We start from the raw sequence: 23661 nt of genomic DNA, 5'->3' as shown, positions 1-23661 counted from the left end.
ATTAAACTTCGTAATGAATTACGTGTTCACTCAGAGACTTGGTATTCATTTTTCGTCTTGCGACGTTAAGAATCCATGTCACTTTGAGTGCCCACACAGATTGTCTGATAAATTGTTAAAGAGCAGTTGCGACGCGCTTCAGCGCTCTGTCGCGAGGTCACGTATATTACGTTTTCCTCATTCAGAGTCAAGCGATTATTTTCGCTTTTCTCTGTCGGCGTTCATCTCTGAACCCCGCTGACCCGGCGGCTTGCGTGCCGTTGTTCCGTGTCAGTGGTGGCGCATTATAGGGAGTTATTTCAGGCTGACAAGAGGAAATTTAAAATAATTTTTCGACTGCCTGATATTTACCCAAATTGGCGTTAAACCGACAGTTTTTCAAGCGACTCAAAGCCATAACGCTGTAAAACGGGTAAAAGTTGTTCAGTCTCTGCTGTCAGCGCCATGCAATAAGCAACATTCGCGTCCGTCGATTTCGCATCCGGCGCTTCATGCTCCAGTAGCCAGGCAGTGCGCCGTGCAATCGCCGCACCGGAGTCCACCAGCCGCGTCCCTTCCGGCAAAACGCGCAGGAGTTCTTCTTTTAGTAATGGGAAGTGTGTGCAGCCGAGCACTACCGTGTCGGGAGGCTCTGGCATACGCAGCCAGGGACGCAGGATCCGCTGCAGTTCCTCCAGCGGAACAGGCTCACCGTGCAGTTTCGCTTCAGCCAGTTCCACCAGCTCAGCAGAACCCAGCATCGCGATCTGGCATTCATTAGCAAAACGCGCGATCAGCTCATGGGTATAGGGCCGTTTTACGGTACCGCGCGTCGCCAGCAGCCCCACAATGCCATTGGCCGTTAAACGCGCCGCCGGTTTAATGGCCGGAACGACCCCCACCACGGGAAAAGCAAATTTTTCACGCAGCGCGGGAAGCGAGACGGTACTGGCCGTATTGCAGGCAATCACCGCCAGAGAAAGGGGATAGCGCTGCTGAACGGCGGTCACTATCTCGACGACGCGCTCAACAATAAACTCTTCGCTTTTCTCTCCATAAGGAAAAGCGACGTTATCGAAAGCGTATATATAGTGGAGATCCGGCAGGAGGCGCCGAATCTCGTCATAGACCGACAACCCACCGACACCGGAATCAAAAACCAGCACGGTGGGGCGTGGATCAGAAGGTGTAGCTGCCAGACAAGGTGTATTCCCGTCCTGCAGTTTGGTAGCCATAAACTGTCTCGTAATCTTTATCGAACAGGTTGGCTATTTTACCACGAACTGTGAGGTGTGAGGTGACAGGATATGAAAGTCCGATATCCCACACGCTCAGCCCGCCCATTTTTATCTTACGGGAATTATCGTAATCATAATCATAGCGCTCGCCAATGTATTGGTACGTCACATCCCATCCCAGGTCATACACCTCGCCACTCAGCTCATACTTCACCTGCTGTTTTGCACGCCGGTAGAGCCGCTGATCGGTTTCATCATCGCGCGGGTCAACATATTGTAACGTTAAGCGATGATCGACCGGCCCCGTCGTGATATTACCTGTCCACTCCAGGCCTTTAATGGTCGCGGACTTCACGTTGAAGTAGGTGTTATTGTTGTAATCGATCAGGTTCTGGATTTTGTAATGATAGGTCGACAAACGCCAGTCCAGCGGTCCGGTCACCCCCTCTAATCCGGCTTCCCACTGTTTAGACTCTTCCGGTTTCAGATTCGGGTTGGACGCGATACCAAAGCGCTCAGCGCCAAACTGCTGACCAAGCGAAGGCGCGAGGAAACCCGTACCGTAGGAAAGCGTCACTTTATAATTGTCGATAAACTGCCAGCCGGCTGCCGTTTGCCAGGTGCCGTGCCAGCCAAACTGATCGTCATGATCTTCACGACCCGACGCTTCCAGGGTCACGCTGTCGATCTGCTGCTGCCCGGTCAGATAAAGCCCGGTGTTATCGCGCTTGTAGTTGTCGGTTCCGGAAGCGCCAAAGGACATCAGTTTTTCCTGCTTCCAGTCAACCCCCGCGCTGACCGCGCCATGACCGACGATCACGTTATTTCCCCACTGGATATAGCGCTGTTCCATATCATCCAGGGTGTATCCCGTAGCGTAGCGCCCGGTCTGACTGCTGTAGTTGTAGTCCTTAATGCGCTGGTAGTTGGCCACCAGTTGTGACGAGTAGATCCCGGAATTGAAACGCAGCCCGGTATCCCATGACTGGGTGTAATTCTGATGCTCATCGTTTCCGCCGTCGTATCCCCAGTTGCCCTGGTCATAATCGGCATTGCTGGCATAGCCGTAGCCGCGGAAGTAGCCATCAAAATTATCGTTAAATTTATGTTCGACGCCGCCCCAGAACAGTTTGTTACGGTAACCGTCGCGATCGCCGTCGCCGCTATAGCTGGAGCGCGGCTGCACGTCGAAGCCTTTGGTGGACTGGTAAGCACCCGCTGCCGTCAACACCGTATCACCGAAACGCTGACGCCATGTGCCGTCATACTGTTGGTAACTGTTCGAACCGACGCCCGCGTTAATTTGCGCGCGCTCATCACCCGCCATGGTGATGATATTTACCACACCGCCAATCGCCCCTGAGCCATATATCGCCGAGCGCGGTCCCCGAATATATTCAATGCGCTGAACCAGCGAGACCGGAATTTGATCGATATCGGAGTTATTGGTAATTCCCGGACGCGCCACCGGAATACCGTCCACCAATACCAGCACATGTTTCGCTTCAGTGCCGCGTACAAACAGGGAGGAACTCTGTCCCATACCGCCGTTCTGCGCGACGTCCACGCCCGGCAGACGGCGCATAACATCCAGAACGGTGCGGGACTGCCAGCGGTCGATATCTTCACGAGTGACGATATCCGTAGGGGCCAGGACAGTGTTGACGGGTTGTTGAAAACGATTTGCCGTGACGACGAGCGTATCAGGCGTGGCATCCTGTGCCCAACCAGAAAAGGCCGTGACGGAGAGCGCCGTCAGCAGCGATATGTTTTTAATCATTATAAAGCATCCATAAATAGAAGAAGGATGCCGCAGGTCCCACCGATAGTACGCGATGATGAAGACCAGTTGCGACGTCAGCCGGCAGGTCTTCGGGCTTGGAAGGTAATCCTTTATCCGGATAACAGAAATGAAGACTTCCCACCCACAGGCAGTGTCTGCTTACGCTCTCATTTCACCTTTCCTTACCGCTGCGCGTCAGCTCCAGATTCACACTGGATTCCCTTTTAACTCACAGGACCGGCACACGGATGCTACAGTCTGTAACAACATACTGTCCAGACCGATTGTTAAATATGAGAAGTCATCAATGTCTGGACATCTGTTGAGCAATCCCTACAATCCCCGCGTACTTTTATTTTTCAGGATGCATCATGACCCCCGAACACCTTCCGACAGAACAGTATGACGCGCAGCTCGCCGAAAAAGTGGTGCGCTTGCAGAGTATGATGGCGCCTTTTTCTGGCCTGGTTCCGGAAGTGTTCCGCTCCCCGGTCAGTCACTATCGTATGCGTGCTGAATTCCGCATCTGGCACGATGGCGATGATTTGTATCACATCATCTTCGATCAACAGACCAAAAGCCGGATTCGCGTAGACAGCTTTCCGGCGGCAAGCGAACTGATCAACCAGTTGATGACCGCGATGATCGACGGCGTGCGCACGAATCCTACCCTGCGCCATAAGCTGTTCCAGATTGACTATCTCACCACCATGAGCAATCAGGCAGTGGTGTCGCTGCTGTACCATAAAAAGCTGGACGATGCGTGGCGACAGGAAGCGGAAGCGCTGCGTGACGCCCTGCGCGCGCAAAATCTGAACGTGCATCTGATTGGCCGGGCGACCAAAACCAAAATCGCGCTGGATCAGGATTACATTGACGAGCGTCTGCTGGTGGCGGGCAAAGAGATGATCTACCGTCAGGTTGAAAACAGTTTCACCCAGCCAAACGCAGCGATGAATATTCAGATGCTGGAATGGGCGCTGGATGTCACGACAGGTTCGAAAGGCGATTTGCTGGAACTGTACTGCGGTAACGGTAACTTTTCCTTAGCGCTGGCGCGTAACTTTGAGCGCGTGCTGGCGACCGAGATCGCTAAACCGTCCGTCGCCGCGGCGCAATTCAACATTGCGGCGAACCAGATCGAGAATGTGCAGATTATCCGCATGGCGGCAGAGGAATTTACCCAGGCGATGAACGGCGTTCGCGAGTTTACTCGTTTGAAGGGTATCGATCTGAAGAGCTATCAGTGCGAAACCATCTTTGTCGATCCACCGCGCAGCGGGCTGGACAGCGAAACCGAAAAAATGGTGCAGGCGTATCCGCGTATTTTATACATCTCCTGTAACCCGGAGACGCTGTGCAAAAATCTGGAAACGTTAAGCCAGACGCACAAAGTTGAACGTCTGGCGTTGTTCGACCAGTTCCCCTATACGCACCATATGGAGTGCGGCGTGTTACTCACCGCCAGGTAAAACAGACGCCGGATAAAGCAATAATGCCCCCATCCGGCCTGTTACTCTTCCGCGATGTCCTGCTTGCGGTTACGCATTTTCACGCCGATCCAGAATACCAGAATCACTGACAGCACCGCCGGGAAGAAATTGGAGCCGATATCCGGATACTCCGCGCGCACGACGGTACTGTACAGCAGCACGCCAAGAATAAAACAGGCCGCAGCCAGACCCGGCAACCCCACAGGCATGGTGCGATTTTGATAGCGCTGGTGCAGGCAATACACCGTCAGCACCAGAGAAATAATCGGGAAAACAGAAAACGGCACGATGGCGCTAAACAGCGCCGCGAACGTGCCATTGATCGACAAACCGGCGATCAGCGCCAGCAGCAGCGTACCTTTATCCTGAACTGACTGTTTCATTACTCTTCCTTCACGTTACCCGAAATGAGGGTCATCTTCTCTTGTTCACGGCGATACCAGTAATACGCTCCTTTCGCAATCATGCGCAGTTGCAATACCAGCCGCTCTTCTAATTGTCGGCGTTGTTCAGCGCCCACATCCAGCGCCTCGGCGCCCGCACTGAAGACGATCGTCACCATGGCTTCGGCTTGCGCTTCAGTAAACGCGCGAGGCATATGGTTTTCGAGTTCCAGATAGTCCGCAAGTTCCGCGATAAAATGCTGAATTTCTCGCGCAACGGCGGCACGAAATGCGGCGGAAGTGCCGGAGCGTTCACGCAATAATAAACGGAAGGCGTTAGGGTTGTTACCGATGAACTCCATAAATGTGGAGACCGAGGTGCGGATCACACTCCCGCCCTTGGCGATGCGCTGACGCGCCTGCCGCATGAGCTGTCGCAGCATCAGCCCGCTTTCATCGACCATGGTCAGCCCAAGTTCATCCACATCACGGAAATGGCGATAAAACGATGTGGGCGCGATACCTGCTTCACGCGCAACCTCGCGCAAGCTGAGGCTGGCGAAGCTACGCTCCGCGCTCAATTGACTGAATGCGGCCTCTACCAGCGAACGCCGGGTTTTTTCTTTTTGTTGCGCTCTAACGCCCATCACGATGTCTGAATCCTTCCATATGCCTTGTCTGGCACTATACCAGAGTTCAAAGTTAATCTGTTTGTTCAGCTTTGTGAATGATTGTTTACGCGCGGTTTGTGCTCCGGCTTCGCAAAAGAGCACAACGATAATTGGGTTATCAACGCAATGATGTTACTATTCTGTTGCTTTTATGTATAAGAACAGGTAAGCCACACCATGCCACATTCCTACGATTACGATGCCATAGTAATAGGTTCAGGCCCCGGCGGCGAAGGCGCTGCAATGGGACTGGTTAAGCAAGGAGCCCGCGTCGCGGTTATCGAACGTTATCATAACGTTGGCGGCGGTTGCACCCACTGGGGCACCATCCCGTCGAAAGCCCTCCGCCACGCCGTCAGCCGTATCATTGAATTCAATCAGAACCCCTTATATAGCGATCACTCCCGCCTGCTTCGTTCCTCTTTCGCCGACATTCTCAACCATGCCGATAACGTGATTAATCAGCAAACGCGTATGCGGCAGGGTTTTTACGAGCGTAACCACTGCGAAATATTGCAGGGCAACGCGCATTTTGTGGATGAACACACCCTGGCGCTGGAGTGTCATGACGGCACGGTTGAAACCCTGACCGCAGAGAAATTCATTATCGCCTGCGGTTCTCGTCCGTATCATCCAACAGACGTCGACTTCTCCCATCCGCGCATTTATGACAGCGACTCCATTCTCAATCTGCACCATGAACCTCGCCATGTGATTATTTATGGCGCGGGGGTGATTGGCTGCGAATATGCGTCGATCTTCCGCGGTATGGACGTCAAAGTTGATCTGATCAACACCCGGGATCGCCTGCTGGCTTTTCTCGATCAGGAGATGTCAGACTCCCTCTCTTACCATTTCTGGAACAGCGGCGTTGTGATTCGTCACAATGAAGAATACGAGAAGATCGAAGGCTGCGATGACGGGGTGATTATGCACCTCAAGTCCGGCAAGAAGCTGAAAGCTGACTGCCTGTTGTACGCCAATGGCCGTACCGGCAACACTGACTCTCTGGCGCTACAGAATATTGGCCTCGAAACGGACAGCCGGGGACAACTTAAGGTCAACAGCATGTACCAGACCGCGCTGCCGCACGTCTATGCGGTAGGCGATGTGATTGGTTATCCAAGTCTGGCCTCCGCGGCTTACGATCAGGGACGCATCGCCGCCCAGGCGCTGGTGAAGGGAGAAGCGACCGCGCATCTGATCGAAGATATCCCCACCGGCATTTACACCATTCCCGAAATCAGCTCCGTAGGGAAAACCGAGCAGCAGTTGACGTCGATGAAGGTGCCTTACGAGGTGGGTCGCGCCCAGTTTAAACATCTGGCGCGCGCGCAAATCGTCGGCATGAACGTCGGCACGCTGAAGATTCTGTTTCATCGGGAAACAAAAGAAATTCTGGGGATCCACTGCTTTGGCGAGCGCGCAGCCGAGATTATTCACATCGGCCAGGCGATTATGGAGCAAAAAGGTGGCGGTAACACGATTGAATACTTCGTTAACACCACCTTTAACTACCCGACAATGGCGGAAGCCTATCGGGTAGCGGCGTTAAACGGCTTAAACCGCCTTTTTTAACGCGTTGTCAAAATGGCCATCCATCGCGCCGCGGATGGCCTCTGCCAGTTGCTCATAGCGACTGCGCAGCGGGGATCCCGGGCGGTACACCAGTCCCACCGTACGACGCGGCTCCGGCTTAATACATGGCAAATAGACAACGCCGTCGCGCTTGCGCTCTTGCGGTACCGCCAGTGCAGGCAATAAGGTAATCCCGCTGCCTGCCGCCACCATATTACGCAACGTTTCCAGGCTGGTCGCGCGGAAATGGGTATCTTCGTCGGCGCCCGCTTCAAAGCAGAAGCCCATCGCCTGATCGCGCAGACAGTGGCCATCTTCCAGCATCAGCAGTTTCTCACCCGCCAGATCTGACATCGGTACGCAGTCACGGTTCGCCCACGGGTGATCTTCGTAAATGGCCAGCAGCATCGGCTCGTCGAACAGCGGCACTTCAATAAACGCTTCACTCTCTTTCACCAGCGCCAGGATCACGCAGTCCAGCTTGCCGCTGTCCAGTTGCGCCAGCAGTTGATGGGTTTGCGCTTCATGTAGATACATTTCCAGCTTCGGGAACGTCTGGTGCAGCATCGGAATAATATGCGGCAACAGGTAAGGACCCACGGTTGGGATCAAACCAATGTGCAGGGGGCCCGACATGGTTTCACCCTGCTGGCTTGCCATCTCCTTGAGCACTTTGACCTCACGCAGCACGGTGCGCGCCTGGTCCACCAGTAGCAAACCTGCCTGCGTAAACAGCACTTTACGACTCGTCCGCTCCAGCAGCATCACGCCCAGCTCATCTTCCAGCTTGCGGATCTGCCCGCTCAGCGTTGGCTGACTGACATGACAGGAATCAGCCGCCCGCCGGAAGTGGCGGTGTTCGGCTAATGCCACCAGATATTCAAGATCGCGAATATTCATTATTCATCCTCCATCGCCACGATAGTTCATGGCGATAGGTAGCATAGCAACGAACGATTATCCCTATCAAGCTTTCTGATTAATAATACATCACAGAAACGGAGCGGTATCGTTTAACCCTTGAAGCCACTGCCCGTTCTGAGAGTTTCTCTCAACCCGAATAACTAAAGCCAACGTGAACTTTTGCGGACCCCGTGGTCCGCATTTTTTTTGCGTAAAAAAGCCCGGCGCAAGGCCAGGCTTAAACGTGTTGCCGGATAAATCCGGCACATGATCCCTTACGCCAGACGCGCCTTCGCGTAGCTAATGGCCTGCGCCACCTGCTGCGGAGAAACGCCGCCCTTCGCCGCACGTTTATCCAGGCATGACTGTAACGACAGGACAGGATAGACATCGTCGCCAATCGCGCTGCTGAATTTCTGCAGCTCCGCCAACGGCAGATCCTCCAGCGGTTTCCCCTGACGAATCGCCTCAACCACTGTTTCACCCACGATATGGTGCGCTTCACGGAACGGAACGCCTTTCGCCACCAGGTAATCCGCCAGCTCAGTGGCGTTAGCATACCCCTGCTGCGCCGCGTCCTGGCAGCGCGGACGTTTCACCTGAATGCCATCCAGCACCAGCGCCGCCATATGCAGGCAGTCCAGCCAGGTGTCGAGCGCGTCAAACAGGCCCTCTTTGTCTTCCTGCATGTCTTTGTTATACGCCAGCGGCAGGCCTTTCAGCGTCATCATCATGCCCGTCAGCGCCCCCTGCACGCGGCCGCATTTACCGCGGATCAGCTCCAGCGCGTCCGGGTTTTTCTTCTGCGGCATCAGGGAAGAGCCGGACGTCACGCGATCGGACAACTCAACGAAGCCGGCCTCGCCGGTGTTAAAGAAAATCAGATCCTCCGCGAACCGTGAAAGATGCACCATACCGATGGAGGCGTTGGACAGCAGCTCCAGCACGTGGTCACGGTCGGACACGCTGTCCAGGCTATTACGCGTCGCCGAGGCAAAGCCCAGCCAGCCTGCCAGCTGTTCCCGATCGATCTCATAGGCTGTCCCGGCCAGCGCGCCGCAGCCCAGCGGGCTGACGTCCAGACGTTTCAGGGCATCCTGCAGACGGCTTTCGTCCCGCGCCAACATCTCGACATACGCCAGGCACCAGTGAGCAAACGTCACCGGCTGCGCGCGCTGCAGGTGGGTGTAACCCGGCATAACAGCATCCTGATTATGGTCTGCCGTCTCCACCAACGCGCGCTGCAGCTGGCGGTTGGCGGTGAGCAGTTCGCTCACGGTGTCTTTACACCACAATTTCAAATCCGTGGCGACCTGATCGTTACGGCTGCGTCCGGTGTGCAGCTTTTTACCTAACTGCCCCACTTTGTCGATCAGTTTACCTTCTACCCAACTGTGGATATCTTCCGCGTCGCTTTCCAGGATCTGCTGCGGGTTCGCGCGAACGTCTTCCAGCAAAATGGTCAGCGCGTCTTCAAGCTGACGCTGCTCGTCAGCGGTTAACACGCCGACGGTGACCAGCGCTTTGGACCAGGCGACAGAACCCACAATATCCTGCTCCGCCAGGCGGTAGTCGAAGCGCAACGAGTCGTTGAACTGTTTAAACCGCTGATCTGCTGCCTGAGTAAAACGCCCACCCCAAAGTGCCATACCATGCTTCCTTAATATCTTTGAATGTCATTGCCCGGCGACGCTGCGCTTACCGGGCCTACAAAACCGTAAATCGATTACGCCAGAATACGCGTTCCAATCGGCGTACCGTTAAACAGCGCCGGGAGTTGCTCCGCATGACGCCAGGAGGCGATATCCACCGGGCGGCCGAGCGTACGGGCCGCATCCAGCGCGGCGTTCACTTTAACGATCATGCCGTCGGTGATAATGCCCTGATCTATCAGTTGTTCCGCTTTCGCGGCGGTCATTTCGGCAATACGCTGGCCTTTACCATCCAGAATACCGCTCACATCCGAGAGCAGGATCAGATCCGCTCCCAGCGTTGCCGCCAGCGCGGTCGCTGCCTGGTCGGCGTTAACATTCATCAGTTGTCCGTCTTCCGTCACGCCAATCGAACTCACTACCGGCAGAAAACCGCCCGCCAACAGGGTGTTGATCAACGCCGGCGATCCCGGCTGCGCCAGGCCAACATGACCTAATTCTTCATCCAGTTGAGTGACGTTGACGCTGTCGCCATCACCCAGATAAAGCCCGACGGCAGCGATATGATGCTTCTTCGCCCACGCCAGCAGGGTTTTGTTCGCCGTGCCCGCCAGCGCGCCGGTAATGATGTCAATCTGGTCGGCAGGCGTCACGCGCAGGCCGTTTTTCTTTTTGACCGGCAGGTTCAGTCCTTTCATCAGTTCGTCGACCACACAGCCGCCGCCGTGAACAATCACCAGCGGGCGTTGATGTGATTCGCGATAGTTAACCAGCGCGGTAAACAGACGCTCCAGCGCCTCTTCGCTATCCAGTAATACACCGCCCAGCTTGATAATTAATGGATTCATCATTGCACCCTTAAATAAGAGACTGCGCTTCAGCGAAGCCGAAACGAATATTGGCACACTGCACTGCCTGTGCAGCCGCACCTTTCAACAAGTTATCTTCGGTGGCCACCAGGATCAAATGCTCGTCCTGTACGGCAAAACCGATATCACAGAATGGTAAACCAACCACATTTTTCAGCGCCGGGACGCCTTTGTCATACAGGCGCACCAGGGGCTTATCGCGATACGCCTGCTGCAAGGTCTGGGCAACGTGCGCCTGCGTCACGCCCGGCTTCAGGCGGCAGGTGATGGTTTCAAGGATCCCGCGAGGGAAGTTGCCCAGATGCGGCGTGAAGATCACGTCTGCCCCCAAATGGGTGGCGATTTCCGGCTGGTGACGATGGGTAAACACCCCGTACGGCTGTAAGCTCACTTCGCAGAAACTGTTAGAAAGGGCCGCTTTACGCCCTGCGCCACTCACGCCGCTGGTAGCATTGATCACCGGCCATTGCGTCAGATCCAGTAGTTCGCCATCGATCAACGGCTTCAACGACAGTTGCGCCGCCGTCGGGTAGCAGCCCGGCACGGCAATCAGGTTCGCTTCTTTTAACGCTTCCGCGTTCCATTCCGCCAGACCATAAACAGCGGTTGCCAGCAGCTCAGGGTGTTGATGGGTAAAGCCATAATATTTTTCATAGAACCCGGCGTCATTCACCCGAAACGCGCCGGAAAGGTCGAAGACCACGCAACCGGCGGCAAGAAACTGCGGCGCCAGGTCATGGCTGACTTCGTGGGCGGTGGCTAAAAACACCACGTCCACACCGTCGGTAAACGCGCTGATGTCGGACATCGGCTGCAAAGGCAGATCGACAATGCCTTTAAGCCACGGATGCAAATCGGAAATTAACTTTCCTGCATCATTGCTTTGCGCTGAGACGGTCAAAGCGGTTATGGTCATATGAGGGTGGCGATTTACGTAGCTTACAAGCTCTGCGCCCGCATAACCGCTAGCGCCTACAATCAGCGTATTCAACATCGGGTTCCTTTATGCTCAACGTTAATGTATTTTTATTCATATTTATTGCATGAATATTGATACTATCACGACCTAAGGTGTGTCAACAATGAAAATGAACTTACCGCCATTTATCGAGATTTACCGCGCCCTGATTGCCACGCCGTCCATCAGCGCCACCGAAGAAGCGCTGGACCAGAGCAACGCGACTTTAATCAATCTGCTGGCGGGGTGGTTCAGCGATCTTGGCTTTAAGGTGGAGGTTCAACCGGTTCCGGGAACCCGAAACAAATTCAATCTGCTCGCCAGCGCCGGACAGGGCGCGGGCGGTCTGCTGCTAACGGGCCACACCGACACCGTGCCGTTTGACGACGGGCGCTGGACGCGCGACCCCTTCACGCTCACCGAGCACGACAACAAGCTCTACGGTCTGGGAACCGCGGACATGAAGGGCTTCTTCGCGTTTATTCTCGACGCCCTGCGTGACGTCGACGTGACGACGCTGAAAAAACCGCTGTACATTCTGGCGACTGCCGATGAAGAAACCAGTATGGCGGGCGCGCGCTATTTTTCTGAAAATACATCGATTCGCCCGGACTGCGCCATCATCGGCGAGCCAACGTCACTGCAACCGATTCGTGCCCATAAGGGCCATATCTCCACGGCGGTGCGGGTGCTCGGTCAGTCCGGTCACTCCAGCGATCCGGCGCGCGGCGTGAACGCCATTGAGCTGATGCATGACGCGATAGGCCGCATCATACAACTGCGCGACTCGCTAAAAGAACGCTACCACTATGACGCGTTCACCGTACCGTATCCGACACTGAACCTCGGCAGCCTGCACGGCGGCGACGCCTCGAACCGCATCTGCGCCTGCTGTGAGCTGCACATGGATATCCGTCCCTTGCCGGGCATGACGCTGAGCGATCTTGACGGCCTACTGAACGAAGCGCTGGCTCCGGTGAGTGAACGTTGGCCGGGTCGCCTGACGGTGGCGGAACTGCATCCGCCTATTCCGGGCTACGAATGTCCCCCGGATCACCAGTTGGTTGAAGTGGTGGAAAAACTGCTCGGCGAAAAAACCGACGTGGTGAACTACTGCACCGAAGCGCCATTTATTCAAACACTGTGTCCGACGCTGGTCCTCGGTCCGGGTTCTATTAATCAGGCCCATCAGCCGGATGAATATCTGGAGACGCGTTTTATTAAACCGACCCGGGAATTAATCACTCAGGTCGTGCATCACTTTTGCTGGCATTAAATGTTCATCGCCGCGTTAACACTTTTGAGTTAATCGCGGCGTTTATTTTACATTTTCATAAGTAATGCTTATTTGATCCACGAGGAATTAACTTTCGTAAATTGGCCGCGATTTATCGGTTTGCTGAACCGATTTCGCAGCAATTGACGACAGGGGTTTTACGTGGCTTTATAAAAGACGACGAAGAACAATGTCCAACATATTTCGTGGTGTAGCAAGGCGGCAAACAAGCACATCCAGGGGACTGACATAAGCCGGTAACCTCGAGTGTCGAGCGCCGCTACAACGCGAAAAGCGCAGGACAATTACAACAGAGATGGGGTGTCTGGGTTAATATGAACGAACAATATTCCGCGTTGCGTAGTAATGTCAGTATGCTCGGCAAAGTGCTGGGAGAAACCATCAAGGATGCGCTGGGAGAGAACATTCTTGATCGCGTAGAAACAATCCGTAAGCTGTCTAAATCTTCACGCGCTGGCAATGAGGCAAACCGCCAGGAGTTGCTCACCACGTTACAGAATTTGTCGAACGATGAGCTGCTGCCCGTTGCCCGCGCGTTCAGCCAATTCCTCAATCTGGCCAATACCGCCGAGCAATACCACAGCATTTCGCCGAAAGGCGAAGCCGCCAGCAACCCGGAAGTGATTGCCCGCACCCTGCGTAAACTCAAAAATCAGCCGGATCTTAACGAAGCGACCATCAAAAAAGCGGTGGAATCCCTGTCGCTTGAACTGGTGCTAACCGCCCACCCGACGGAAATTACCCGCCGCACGCTGATCCACAAAATGGTGGAAGTTAACGCCTGCTTAAAACAGCTCGACAACAAGGACATCGTCGATTACGAACGTCACCAGCTGATGCGCCGTCTACGCCAACTGATCGCCCAGTCCTGGCATACCGATGAAATTCGTAAGCTGCGCCCCAGCCCGGTAGACGAAGCAAAATGGGGCTTCGCGGTGGTGGAGAACAGTCTCTGGCAGGGTGTTCCTAACTACCTGCGCGAGCTAAACGAACAGCTTGAAGAGAATCTGGGCTACCAGTTGCCGGTTGATTTCGTGCCCGTGCGATTCACCTCGTGGATGGGCGGCGACCGTGACGGTAACCCGAATGTTACCGCCAACATTACCCGCCATGTCCTGCTACTGAGCCGCTGGAAGGCCACCGACCTGTTCCTGAAAGATATTCAGGTTCTGGTCTCAGAATTGTCGATGGTTGACGCCACGCCGGAACTGTTAGCGATGGTGGGTGAAGAAGGCGCCTCGGAGCCTTATCGCTATCTGATGAAAAATCTGCGCGCCCGCCTGATGGCGACACAGGCCTGGCTGGAGGCACGCCTGAAAGGCGAAAAGCTACCGAAACCGGCGGGTTTGCTGACGCAAAACGAACAGCTTTGGGAACCGCTTTACGCCTGCTATCAGTCCTTACAGGCTTGCGGTATGGGGATTATCGCCAACGGCGAACTGCTCGATACCCTGCGCCGCGTGAAATGTTTCGGCGTACCGCTGGTGCGTATTGATATCCGTCAGGAAAGCACTCGCCACACCGAAGCGCTGGGTGAACTAACCCGCTATCTCGGCATCGGCGACTATGAAAGCTGGTCAGAAGCGGACAAACAGGCGTTCCTGATCCGCGAACTGAATTCCAAGCGTCCATTGCTGCCGCATCACTGGGAGCCAAGCAACGACACCCGTGAAGTGCTCGACACCTGTAAAGTCATCGCTGAAGCGCCGAAAGGGTCTATTGCCGCCTACGTGATTTCCATGGCGAAAACGCCGTCTGACGTGCTGGCGGTACACCTGCTGCTGAAAGAAGCGGGCATTGGTTTCGCCATGCCGGTTGCCCCGCTGTTTGAAACCCTCGACGACCTGAACAACGCCGACGATGTCATGACCCAACTGCTGAACATCGACTGGTATCGCGGTTTGATCCAGGGCAAGCAGATGGTGATGATCGGCTATTCCGACTCGGCGAAAGACGCCGGAGTCATGGCGGCGTCCTGGGCACAGTATCAGGCACAGGATGCGCTCATCAAAACCTGCGAGAAAGCGGGTATCGAACTGACGCTGTTCCACGGTCGCGGCGGCTCGATTGGTCGCGGCGGCGCGCCAGCTCACGCCGCATTGCTGTCGCAGCCGCCAGGCAGCCTGAAAGGCGGTCTGCGCGTGACCGAACAGGGCGAAATGATCCGCTTTAAATACGGTTTGCCGGAAGTGACCGTCAGCAGCCTGTCGCTGTATACCAGCGCCATCCTGGAAGCGAATCTGCTGCCGCCGCCGGAACCGAAAGACGGCTGGCGTCATATCATGGACGAGCTGTCGGTGATCTCCTGCGATCTGTACCGGGGCTATGTGCGTGAAAATAAAGACTTCGTGCCTTACTTCCGCTCTGCAACGCCGGAACAGGAACTGGGCAAACTGCCGCTCGGTTCACGTCCGGCGAAACGCCGTCCGACCGGCGGCGTGGAATCACTGCGCGCCATTCCGTGGATCTTTGCCTGGACACAAAACCGTCTGATGCTGCCCGCCTGGCTGGGCGCCGGTACCGCGCTGCAAAAAGTGGTTGAAGATGGTAAGCAAAGCGAACTGGAAGCCATGTGCCGCGACTGGCCGTTCTTCTCCACCCGTCTCGGCATGCTGGAAATGGTGTTCGCAAAAGCGGATTTGTGGCTGGCGGAATATTACGATCAGCGTCTGGTGTCGAAAGAACTGTGGCCGCTGGGTAAAGAGCTGCGTGACCTGCTGCAAGAAGACATCAAGGTGGTGCTGGATATCGCGAACGATTCACATCTGATGGCCGATCTGCCGTGGATTGCCGAATCTATCCAGTTGCGTAATATCTACACCGACCCGCTAAACGTCCTGCAGGCAGAGTTACTGCACCGCTCGCGTCTGACGGAAGAACAGGGTAAAGAGCCGGATCCGCGCGTTGAGCAGGCGCTGATGGTGACCATCGCTGGGGTGGCGGCTGGTATGCGTAACACCGGCTAACGTTCCTTCTCTCGTCACCCTCGTGCGATGGCGCGAGGGTGATCTGAAATATAACTGTCATAAATACTTCGTTTTAAATATATTCCTGTCTGTTTTTTCCACCGTAAGAATTTTCAGGCGCTCCCTTCCCCCTTCGGGCGGGGGAGCGCTTCAGAATTTCTTAAGGTTTTGTCGTTACGTTTTGCATCACGTTTAAAGACAGGCTATTCACATGCATTCCACAAAACTCCCGTCTCCTTCTGCGTTTAGCGGAAAAGCGCTGGGCTGGGCGCTTCTCTATTTTTGGTTTTTTTCAACTTTACTTCAGGCAACCATTTTTATCAGCGGCTACAGCGGCACCAACGGGCTGCGGGACTCTTTGCTGTTCAGTTCCCTGTGGCTGATTCCGGTGATCCTGTTTCCGAACCGCATCCGCGTCATTGCGGCGGTCATCGGCATTATCCTGTGGGCAACGTCACTGGCCGCGCTCAGTTATTACGTCATTTACGGCCAGGAGTTCTCGCAAAGCGTCCTGTTCGTCATGTTTGAAAGCAACGCCAATGAAGCCAGCGAGTATCTGGCACAGTATTTCAGTCTGAAACTTGTGCTTATCGCACTGGCCTATACGGCGGTCGCGATCTTCCTGTGGACGCGTCTGCGCCCGGTTGTTATTCCTTCGCCGTGGCGCTATCTGGTGTCATTTGCCCTGCTTTACGGGCTGATCCTGCATCCGATGGCGGTGAATACGTTTATCAAGCACAAGCCGTTTGAGAAGACGCTGGACAGCCTGGCGTCACGCATGGAGCCCGCCGCGCCGTGGCAGTTTATCTCGGGCTATTATCAGTATCAGCGCCAGCTTTCTTCGCTGAATAACTTGCTCAGTGAAAACCACGCTCTGCCGCCGCTGGCGAATTTCAAAGACAGCAGCGGCGACGCGCCGCGCACGCTGGTACTGGTCATTGGCGAATCCACTCAACGTGGTCGCATGAGCCTGTACGGCTATCCGCGAGAAACCACGCCGCAACTGGACGCGCTTCGTAAGACTGACCCGAATCTGACCGTCTTCAATAACGTGGTGACCTCGCGCCCCTACACGATTGAGATTCTTCAGCAGGCGCTGACCTTCGCTAATGAGAAGCATCCGGACCTGTATCTGACCAAACCGTCGCTGATGAACATGATGAAACAGGCGGGATATAAGACCTTCTGGATCACTAATCAGCAGACGATGACCGCGCGTAATACCATGCTGACGGTGTTCTCTAAACAGACTGATAAGCAGTTCTATATGAACCAGCAGCGCACGCAGAGCGCGCGTGAATATGACACCAATGTGCTTGCGCCGTTTAAAGAAGTCATGGCCGACCCGGCGCCGAAAAAATTCATCATCGTCCATTTGCTGGGAACACACATTAAGTACAAATTCCGCTATCCCGAAAACGAGGGGAAATTTGATGGAAATACCGACCACGTCCCGCCAGGTCTGAGCGAAGAGGAGCTGGAGTCGTACAACGATTACGACAACGCCAACCTGTACAACGACAAGGTGGTGGCGAGTCTGATCCGCGATTATAAAGCGACCGACCCGAACGGCTTCCTGCTCTATTTTTCCGATCACGGTGAAGAAGTGTACGACACGCCGCCGCACAAAACGCAGGGACGTAACGAAGACAATCCGACGCGCCATATGTATACCGTACCGTTCCTGCTGTGGACGTCGGAAAAGTGGCAGGCGGCGCATCCGCGCGACTTCTCGCAGGACGTAGACAGGAAGTACAGCAGTTCTGAACTGATCCACACCTGGTCGGACTTAGCGGGTTTAAGCTACGACGGTTTCGATCCTACTCGCTCTGTCGTCAACCCGCAGTTTAAAGAGATCACGCGCTGGATTGGCAATCCGTACAAGAAAAAAGCGTTGATTGATTACGACACCCTGCCGTATGGCGATCGCCCCGGCAATCAGTAACCCACGGCAGTGCCGAATGGCGGCGGCCCCCTTACCCGGTCTACAAATGTAGGCCGGGCAAACGACGCGCATCCGGCAATAATCACTTGAGACCATCGGTTTTCAACGATACTGTTTCCCTGTCTGCGCTCTGCAAGGGATCAACATGTTTCAAGACGTCAGCCATCTTCTTTCCCGCCTGATTAATGGCCCCGCTCCGCTGCGCCAGATTTACTTTGCTGGTACCAGCGCGCCTTCACCGGAACTGGCCTATCAGGTGGATTTTCCTCGGCTGGAGATCGTACTGGAAGGCGAACTGACCGACGCCAGCGTTGGCGATACGCTGACAGACTGCGACGCGCTCTACGTTCCGGCGGGCGGCTGGAACCTCCCACGCTGGCAGGCGCCGACAACGACGCTCAGTATTCTGTTTGGCAAACAGCAGCTAGGCTTCAGCGTTGTGCAATGGGACGGAACAACCTTTCAGAACCTGACGAAGCAGCACGTTGCGCGACGCGGCCCACGCATCGGCTCTTTCCTGCTACAAACGCTTAATGAAATGCAGATGCAGCCGCAGGAGCAGCAAACCGCGCGGTTAATTGTCGCCAGCCTGCTTAGCCACTGCCGCGACCTGCTCGGCAGCCAGATTCAGACCTCATCCCGGAGCCAGGCGCTGTTTGAAGCCATTCGCGATTATATCGACGAGCATTACGCCTCGCCGCTCACCCGTGAGTCAGTGGCCCAGGCGTTTTATATTTCGCCTAACTATCTCTCGCACCTGTTTCAAAAAACAGGCGCTGTCGGCTTTAACGAATACCTTAATCACACACGGCTGGAACACGCGAAAACGTTACTGAAGGGCTACGATCTGAAAGTAAAAGAGGTGGCTCACACCTGTGGATTTGTGGACAGCAATTACTTTTGCCGCCTGTTTCGTAAAAATACGGAACGCTCGCCGTCTGAGTACCGTCGCCAGTACCACAGTCAATTGACGGAAAAGCAGGCTAGTTCAGAATAAAATGGGTTTGCTGCGGGGCGGAAAGCAGTTTACGTACCACGCTGATTACCCGCTGCGGTTCGCGCAAAAAAGCGCTGATCCCCGACTGCACGTAGCGGCTATGAATAAAACGCTCCGCGCCAGCCAGCTCGATGTCGGTAATCAACAGAACGGCGTCGGCCCGGCTGATATCCTCTTCCGTTAATCGGTTTTCTATCCCCAGCGCGCCCTGCGTTTCAATTTTAATGCTCCACTTTTCCTGCTGACAGAGCTTCTCCAGACGTTCTGCCGCCATGTAAGTATGCGCCACGCCGCTGACGCACGCGGTCACCGCAACCAGATAGCGTCCCGTTGAGCTGGACATATTAACCTCCTGTGGTCACCTCAAAACCAGCTCTCTCGGCCATGGCGCGGTAAATCGCCACGGTTTCTGCCGTCGGGGCCGGAATATCTTTCATCGCCCACGCCTGCCCGAGCAGGCGATATTTCGGTTCACCGTACAAATGAAACGGTAACAGGTGAACGTGTTTTATACCAAGCGATAACAGCAGGCTCAGCGCGTGCTGCATATTCCCGGGCGTGAGGGTATAACCCGGGATCAGCGGCAGACGCGGAATGACATGAACACCTTCCGCTACCAACAGTCGCAGATTCGCCAGCACCCGCGGCTGGTTCATGTTTACGATATCGCGCGCCTGCTCCGGCGACATGATTTTTAAATCAAAGAGCACCTCATCGCAGGCTTTCGCCAGCGGCAGAAGACGACTGGCAGGCGCATCACCCGCGGTTTCAATCGCGCAGCGCACGCCCCAGCGCCGCAGGCGGTGCAGGAAGCGGGTTGCGAAGGGAGCCTGCATCAAGACCTCGCCGCCGGAGAGGGTCACGCCGCCACCGGACGTGCGAAAGAAAATGTCGTCTTTCATAACTTCACCCTCCAGCTCATCCAGCGTGATATCACGCCCAATTCGCTCAAACGCCCCGGAAGGACACTCGTCAGCATCCCGCAGACACGGCGCGCAATGCAGGCATTTGCTTTCCCGCCGCACGGTTTCGATACGCGGCGAAATGGATTCAGGATTGGCGCACCACGGACAGGTATGTGGGCAGCCTTTAAAAAAGACTACCGTGCGTATCCCCTGTCCGTCATTCAGCGAGTAACGCTGAATATTGAAGATGCGCGCAACGTCTTCGCGACGCGGATCCAGCACCTCACAACTGATGCGCGGTGCGCCGAATGATGTCAGCCTGGATCTCCTTCGACAGCTCAACAAAGAAGGCGCTGTAGCCCGCCACGCGAACCACCAGACCAGCAAAATCCTGAGGACGTTGTTGCGCTTCGCGCAGCGTTTCGGCGTTCACGACGTTAAACTGGATATGCTGCAGCTTCAATTGGGTAAATGCACGCAGGAAATCGGCCAGCTTGCGCAGGCCCGCTTCGCCTTCGAGGGTCGCTGGCGTAAACTTCACGTTCAGCAGCGTGCCGTTAGAGAGCAGCGTGTTGTCGAGTTTACTGACTGATTTCAGCACCGCCGTCGGCCCTTGCATATCCTGCCCAAGCATGGGCGACAGCCCCCCGTCCGCCAATTGTTCACCGGCGAAGCGACCGTCTGGCGTCGCTCCAACTACCGCGCCCAGCGGCACATGCGCGGAAACGGTATAAGAGCCAGGCGTAAACTGGCCGCCGCGCGGGTTCTGATATTTTTCGACTTCTTTGCAGTAATGACGCAACAGTTCAGCGCTAATGTTATCGACATCATCAATGTCGTTACCGTATTTTTCGAAGCGGTTGATCAGCCGGGCGCGGATTTTTTCCCCTTCCGGCGTCTCAAAATTGGCTTTCAGCACTGCGAGCAGTTCATCGAAACTCAGGCGCTGCTGCTCAAACACCAGCCCGTTCAGGGCATGCAAAGAGTCGCTCAGGTTGGCGATGCCAATTCCCTGAACGCCCGAGAAGTTATAGCGCGCACCGCCGTCGGTAATATCGCGGCCCTTCTCCAGGCAGTCGCTAATAAACGATGAAAGCAGCGGCACCGGCGCCCAGTCACGATGGCCGATATCGCAAATATTGCTGCCTTCCACCATCAGAGTGATGTAGTGGCTGATTTTAGCGCGAATATGCGCCAGCAGGCTTTCATAGCTGAGTTCGTTATTGCCTTCGTTTTCAAACAGGCTGATTTCCATAACTTTCAGCAGGTTAAACATGGCGATGTCATGCAGACCATAGGTTCGTCCCGGTATCGACAACTCCACGCAGCCTACCACGGCATAATCTCGCGCATCTTCCAGCGACACGCCGCGATTCAGAAATGCCGGTACCACCACTTCATCATTGAAGATTTGTGGAATGCCGGTGCCGAGACGAATGGTCTCCGCCGTTTTCATCAGGAATGGCGTATCGATTAACGCATTGGTGCGCACGCCGAGGTTTGGCTGCGGCAATTGAACGCTCTGGTAGGCATCAAGACACAGGAAAGAGAGGATGTTTACCGCGCTGCGTCCGTTTTCGGTTAATCCGCCAAGCAACGCAGTGTAACCCGTTGGGAAACCGGCGAAATAGCGGGCGCTGCTGGTCGAGCGCAATAACACGATGTCGTTGCACTTTACCCACAGGGACTCGAGCAACTCTTTCAGAAACGCAGGATCGTCTCCCTGCGTCAGCGATGCCTGATAAAACGGCAGCATATACTGGTCGAAACGCCCAAGCGACAGCGAACTGGCGTTAGACTCATATTGCAAAATGATGTTCATGTACCAGAACAACTGACACGCCTGCCAGAAGGTCTGTGGTTTATGCGCGGCGTTATGCCGCGAATTTGCCGCGATGGTGTGTAATTCCTGACGACGCGTCTCGTCTGCGCAACTTTCTGCCATCTCCTCCGCCAGCGCGGCATAGCGCAGAATATGACGCTGCGACGCCTCCAGCAGCAACAGCGCGGCCTGATAAAAGTGATTATCCGGCGCCCGCTGACAGTGCGCGCGCATTTGCGCCACCAGTTCACCCAGCCCGTTATTCAGCAAGCGCGGATAATCAATGATAATGTGCCCCTGCCCTTTATCCGTCTGGTTGACGCTAAAAATCTGCGTGCTGACGGCGGCTTTGACCTCATCAGTCATCTGACCGTTGATGAAGTCCTTCATCGAACGCTTCTCCCAGTACGGGTACAGCGTTTCGCGATAAAGGCGTTTGTCCTCATCGCTGATATCAAAACGGTCCTGCGGTCGCGTCGGAAACTGATCGAGTTCCTTGAGCAACCAGTACGGATCCATTTCCGGAGACATAATGCCTGCGCGCGGTTTAACGGTACGGTTTCCGGCAATCAATTCTTCATCACGAATCGAAATGGCAACATGTTCAAGAATATACGCTGTCGCTTTAGCACGGCGCAGAATAACCGGCTCGCCTTCGGTTTGCTGGTGGCTGGCGGTGTAAAGCAGCGCACGTTCCAGCGAGATTTCCCGGTTGTTCTGGAACAGCGCGCTTTTCAGGCGTTGGATACGGTCTGTCATAAGGAACTCCCTGAAGTCTGACCATCAGGCTCTTAAATCCAAAACGGTTACGCGGTTTGCGCCAGATGCGCGTCAATCTTATTCATGATGGCGTCGGCACGTTTAACCGCATCGCTGATGTTGACGCGCACGATGGTCTTCCCGGCAAAACGCTCTTCAAACTTAATGCCGATATCTTTGGTCAGAATCACCATATCCGCGCTCGCCACGTCGTCTGGCGTCAGTTCATTTTCCAGGCCAATCGAACCCTGGGTCTCCACTTTCACTTCCCAACCCTTGGCTTTCGCCGCGCTTTCCAGCGCTTCGGCTGCCATATAGGTATGCGCAACGCCAGAAGGGCATGCGGTCACGGCAATAATTTTCGTCATGGTTTATTCCTCACTTAATTCATTTCAAAATCTAAATCGAGATCGTCTTCTTTTTCATCGACCTGAGAGACATTCTTCCGCGCCAGGCTTTTCAGTACGTTCACGCAGAGCGCAGTAACGAGCGCGCCAACCACAACCGCAGCGATATACCCCAGTTTTCCTTCTACCACCGGCAACACGATTAACCCGCCCCAACCGGCGTAGCACTGCGCGCCGAACAGCGCGGCGGTAACCGCGCCGCAGGCAGAACCGAGCATGATGGAGGGGATCACGCGCAGCGGGTCAGCGGCGGCAAACGGTATCGCCCCTTCGGTGACGCCCACACAGCCCATCACCAGCGCCGCTTTTCCGGCTTCGCGTTCTTCAGAAGAGAAGTTTTTACGCCCCAGCAGCGTCGCCAGCCCTAAGCCCAGCGGCGGTACGCAGATTGCGACGGCGGCAATCGCCACGACGGTATAGACCCCCTGCGCTACGCAGATGAGCATGAAGGCATAGGCCACTTTGTTCACCGGACCGCCCATATCAAAGGCCAGCATCAGCCCCATAATGACCGCTAACATGACGATGCTGCCTTGCTGCATCCCTTGTAACCATTGCGTCAGGCTGCTGGTCAGCGCACCCACCGGCTCACCCAGCCCCCACATCATGATACCCGCGGTGATAAAGGTGCCGACGATAGGGATAACGAAGATCGGCATGACCGAACGCAGCACCTTATGCACCGGGATTTTTTTCAGGTAATGCACCACGATACCGCCGATAATCCCGGCAATCAGCGCACCAAAAAACCCGGCGCCAAAGCTGTTGCCCACCCAGGCGCCAATCGCGCAGGGCGCCAGCGCGGAACGTTCAGCTATGGAATAACCTATATACGCGGCGAGGAAAGGCACCATCAGCGTCAGCCCGGCGACGCCGATGTCGAACAGTTTCTTCAGATTCGGGTCAGTTGCGGCATCCGGCACCGCACCTTTGCCATACAGCATGACGGAGACCGCCAGCAAGATGCCGCCCGCGACAACAAAGGGGATCATATGCGACACCCCCGTCATCAGATGCTGACGGGTATTTTTCAGGATCTGCACCAACTCTTTCATA

19 protein-coding genes and 1 riboswitch are annotated in these 23661 nt (G+C 55.2%); of the genes, 6 read left to right on the top strand and 13 right to left on the bottom strand.

The window, feature by feature from the left end:
• Positions 1-362: 362 nt before the first annotated feature.
• Together murI and btuB are read right to left on the bottom strand one after the other, a co-directional pair.
• On the bottom strand, positions 363-1214 hold the full coding sequence (gene murI, locus OOJ60_RS21000; protein ID WP_042292674.1) for a glutamate racemase: 852 nt from the start codon (positions 1212-1214) through the stop codon (positions 363-365).
• Positions 1159-2997, bottom strand: coding sequence for a TonB-dependent vitamin B12 receptor BtuB (btuB, locus tag OOJ60_RS20995; RefSeq protein ID WP_205613134.1), 1839 nt, complete (start codon positions 2995-2997; stop codon positions 1159-1161). Before btuB ends, murI begins: the two co-directional genes overlap by 56 nt.
• Positions 2998-3063: 66 nt before the next feature.
• Positions 3064-3257, bottom strand: a riboswitch (cobalamin riboswitch).
• Between the two features lie 114 nt (positions 3258-3371).
• Here btuB and trmA point away from each other — a divergent pair.
• Entirely contained in the window at positions 3372-4472 is a 1101-nt protein-coding gene (trmA, locus tag OOJ60_RS20990) for a tRNA (uridine(54)-C5)-methyltransferase TrmA (RefSeq protein WP_205613133.1), read from the top strand.
• Between the two features lie 41 nt (positions 4473-4513).
• Here the strand turns inward: trmA and OOJ60_RS20985 are convergent, their stop codons facing one another.
• Together OOJ60_RS20985 and fabR are read right to left on the bottom strand one after the other, a co-directional pair.
• Positions 4514-4876, bottom strand: a complete 363-nt coding sequence (locus tag OOJ60_RS20985; RefSeq protein ID WP_060571021.1) for a YijD family membrane protein — start codon at positions 4874-4876, stop codon at positions 4514-4516.
• The gene (gene fabR / locus OOJ60_RS20980) at positions 4876-5526 is read right to left on the bottom strand and encodes an HTH-type transcriptional repressor FabR (RefSeq protein WP_205613132.1); all 651 of its coding nucleotides are present in this window, start codon (positions 5524-5526) and stop codon (positions 4876-4878) included. The genes OOJ60_RS20985 and fabR overlap by 1 nt, the downstream gene beginning before the upstream one ends.
• A gap of 198 nt (positions 5527-5724) precedes the next feature.
• Between fabR and sthA the strand changes: the two genes are divergently transcribed.
• Positions 5725-7125: a Si-specific NAD(P)(+) transhydrogenase gene (sthA, locus tag OOJ60_RS20975; RefSeq protein WP_042292659.1), complete on the top strand. Its 1401-nt coding sequence runs from the start codon at positions 5725-5727 to the stop codon at positions 7123-7125.
• Here sthA and oxyR read toward each other — a convergent pair.
• The 4 genes from oxyR to argC form a co-directional block, all read right to left on the bottom strand.
• Positions 7108-8025, bottom strand: a complete 918-nt coding sequence (gene oxyR / locus OOJ60_RS20970) for a DNA-binding transcriptional regulator OxyR (protein ID WP_042292657.1) — start codon at positions 8023-8025, stop codon at positions 7108-7110. The two genes, sthA and oxyR, sit on opposite strands and share 18 nt — an antisense overlap.
• A gap of 278 nt (positions 8026-8303) precedes the next feature.
• Positions 8304-9677, bottom strand: coding sequence for an argininosuccinate lyase (argH, locus tag OOJ60_RS20965; RefSeq protein WP_060571019.1), 1374 nt, complete (start codon positions 9675-9677; stop codon positions 8304-8306).
• Positions 9678-9754: 77 nt separating this feature from the next.
• Positions 9755-10531: an acetylglutamate kinase gene (gene argB, locus OOJ60_RS20960; RefSeq protein WP_120714924.1), complete on the bottom strand. Its 777-nt coding sequence runs from the start codon at positions 10529-10531 to the stop codon at positions 9755-9757.
• A gap of 7 nt (positions 10532-10538) precedes the next feature.
• Entirely contained in the window at positions 10539-11543 is a 1005-nt protein-coding gene (argC, locus tag OOJ60_RS20955; protein ID WP_205613131.1) for an N-acetyl-gamma-glutamyl-phosphate reductase, read from the bottom strand.
• Positions 11544-11631: 88 nt separating this feature from the next.
• On the opposite strand from argC, the gene argE reads away from it, so the two are divergent.
• From argE to OOJ60_RS20935, 4 genes are all read left to right on the top strand, one after another.
• Positions 11632-12783 carry an acetylornithine deacetylase gene (gene argE, locus OOJ60_RS20950; protein ID WP_042292646.1) on the top strand — a complete coding sequence of 384 codons (1152 nt, stop codon included), beginning with the start codon at positions 11632-11634 and terminating at the stop codon, positions 12781-12783.
• Positions 12784-13118: 335 nt separating this feature from the next.
• Positions 13119-15770 (top strand): phosphoenolpyruvate carboxylase, encoded by a 2652-nt coding sequence (gene ppc, locus OOJ60_RS20945; RefSeq protein ID WP_205613130.1) that lies wholly within the window; start codon positions 13119-13121, stop codon positions 15768-15770.
• 211 nt (positions 15771-15981) lie between these two features.
• Complete coding sequence (locus tag OOJ60_RS20940) at positions 15982-17715, top strand: phosphoethanolamine transferase CptA (protein ID WP_200035863.1); 1734 nt, start codon at positions 15982-15984, stop codon at positions 17713-17715.
• Between the two features lie 145 nt (positions 17716-17860).
• Complete coding sequence (locus OOJ60_RS20935; protein WP_181822213.1) at positions 17861-18712, top strand: helix-turn-helix transcriptional regulator; 852 nt, start codon at positions 17861-17863, stop codon at positions 18710-18712.
• Here the strand turns inward: OOJ60_RS20935 and OOJ60_RS20930 are convergent.
• Genes OOJ60_RS20930 through OOJ60_RS20910 form a run of 5 tightly spaced genes read right to left on the bottom strand, consistent with a single transcriptional unit; the run spans position 18699 to position 23660 of the window.
• A complete protein-coding gene (locus tag OOJ60_RS20930; RefSeq protein WP_042292636.1) occupies positions 18699-19055 on the bottom strand; it encodes a PTS fructose-like transporter subunit IIB in 357 nt (118 codons plus the stop codon). The two genes, OOJ60_RS20935 and OOJ60_RS20930, sit on opposite strands and share 14 nt — an antisense overlap.
• Before the next feature lies 1 nt (position 19056).
• Positions 19057-19935: a [formate-C-acetyltransferase]-activating enzyme gene (locus OOJ60_RS20925; RefSeq protein ID WP_060571013.1), complete on the bottom strand. Its 879-nt coding sequence runs from the start codon at positions 19933-19935 to the stop codon at positions 19057-19059.
• Positions 19901-22198: a formate C-acetyltransferase gene (locus OOJ60_RS20920; RefSeq protein WP_205613129.1), complete on the bottom strand. Its 2298-nt coding sequence runs from the start codon at positions 22196-22198 to the stop codon at positions 19901-19903. Before OOJ60_RS20920 ends, OOJ60_RS20925 begins: the two co-directional genes overlap by 35 nt.
• A gap of 47 nt (positions 22199-22245) precedes the next feature.
• Positions 22246-22566 (bottom strand): PTS fructose-like transporter subunit IIB, encoded by a 321-nt coding sequence (locus tag OOJ60_RS20915; RefSeq protein WP_012907781.1) that lies wholly within the window; start codon positions 22564-22566, stop codon positions 22246-22248.
• Positions 22567-22580: 14 nt separating this feature from the next.
• Positions 22581-23660, bottom strand: coding sequence for a PTS fructose transporter subunit EIIC (locus OOJ60_RS20910; RefSeq protein WP_205613128.1), 1080 nt, complete (start codon positions 23658-23660; stop codon positions 22581-22583).
• Between the last annotated feature and the right edge of the window lies 1 nt (position 23661).

The organism is Citrobacter sp. R4, from assembly GCF_026719175.1.
Lineage (GTDB): Bacteria > Pseudomonadota > Gammaproteobacteria > Enterobacterales > Enterobacteriaceae > Citrobacter_A > Citrobacter_A sedlakii.
The sequence above is the reverse complement of the archived record's forward strand: the minus strand, read 5'-3'. Positions and strand labels throughout refer to the sequence as shown.

Bases quoted from the DNA above. Each gene is read 5' to 3' on its own strand.
- murI (WP_042292674.1), bottom strand. From the start codon at position 1,214: ATGGCTACCAAACTGCAGGACGGGAATACACCTTGTCTGGCAGCTACA.
- btuB (WP_205613134.1), bottom strand. From the start codon at position 2,997: ATGATTAAAAACATATCGCTGCTGACGGCGCTCTCCGTCACGGCCTTT.
- trmA (WP_205613133.1), top strand. From the start codon at position 3,372: ATGACCCCCGAACACCTTCCGACAGAACAGTATGACGCGCAGCTCGCC.
- OOJ60_RS20985 (WP_060571021.1), bottom strand. From the start codon at position 4,876: ATGAAACAGTCAGTTCAGGATAAAGGTACGCTGCTGCTGGCGCTGATC.
- sthA (WP_042292659.1), top strand. From the start codon at position 5,725: ATGCCACATTCCTACGATTACGATGCCATAGTAATAGGTTCAGGCCCC.
- oxyR (WP_042292657.1), bottom strand. From the start codon at position 8,025: ATGAATATTCGCGATCTTGAATATCTGGTGGCATTAGCCGAACACCGC.
- argH (WP_060571019.1), bottom strand. From the start codon at position 9,677: ATGGCACTTTGGGGTGGGCGTTTTACTCAGGCAGCAGATCAGCGGTTT.
- argB (WP_120714924.1), bottom strand. From the start codon at position 10,531: ATGATGAATCCATTAATTATCAAGCTGGGCGGTGTATTACTGGATAGC.
- argC (WP_205613131.1), bottom strand. From the start codon at position 11,543: ATGTTGAATACGCTGATTGTAGGCGCTAGCGGTTATGCGGGCGCAGAG.
- argE (WP_042292646.1), top strand. From the start codon at position 11,632: ATGAAAATGAACTTACCGCCATTTATCGAGATTTACCGCGCCCTGATT.
- ppc (WP_205613130.1), top strand. From the start codon at position 13,119: ATGAACGAACAATATTCCGCGTTGCGTAGTAATGTCAGTATGCTCGGC.
- OOJ60_RS20940 (WP_200035863.1), top strand. From the start codon at position 15,982: ATGCATTCCACAAAACTCCCGTCTCCTTCTGCGTTTAGCGGAAAAGCG.
- OOJ60_RS20935 (WP_181822213.1), top strand. From the start codon at position 17,861: ATGTTTCAAGACGTCAGCCATCTTCTTTCCCGCCTGATTAATGGCCCC.
- OOJ60_RS20930 (WP_042292636.1), bottom strand. From the start codon at position 19,055: ATGTCCAGCTCAACGGGACGCTATCTGGTTGCGGTGACCGCGTGCGTC.
- OOJ60_RS20920 (WP_205613129.1), bottom strand. From the start codon at position 22,198: ATGACAGACCGTATCCAACGCCTGAAAAGCGCGCTGTTCCAGAACAAC.
- OOJ60_RS20915 (WP_012907781.1), bottom strand. From the start codon at position 22,566: ATGACGAAAATTATTGCCGTGACCGCATGCCCTTCTGGCGTTGCGCAT.
- OOJ60_RS20910 (WP_205613128.1), bottom strand. From the start codon at position 23,660: ATGAAAGAGTTGGTGCAGATCCTGAAAAATACCCGTCAGCATCTGATG.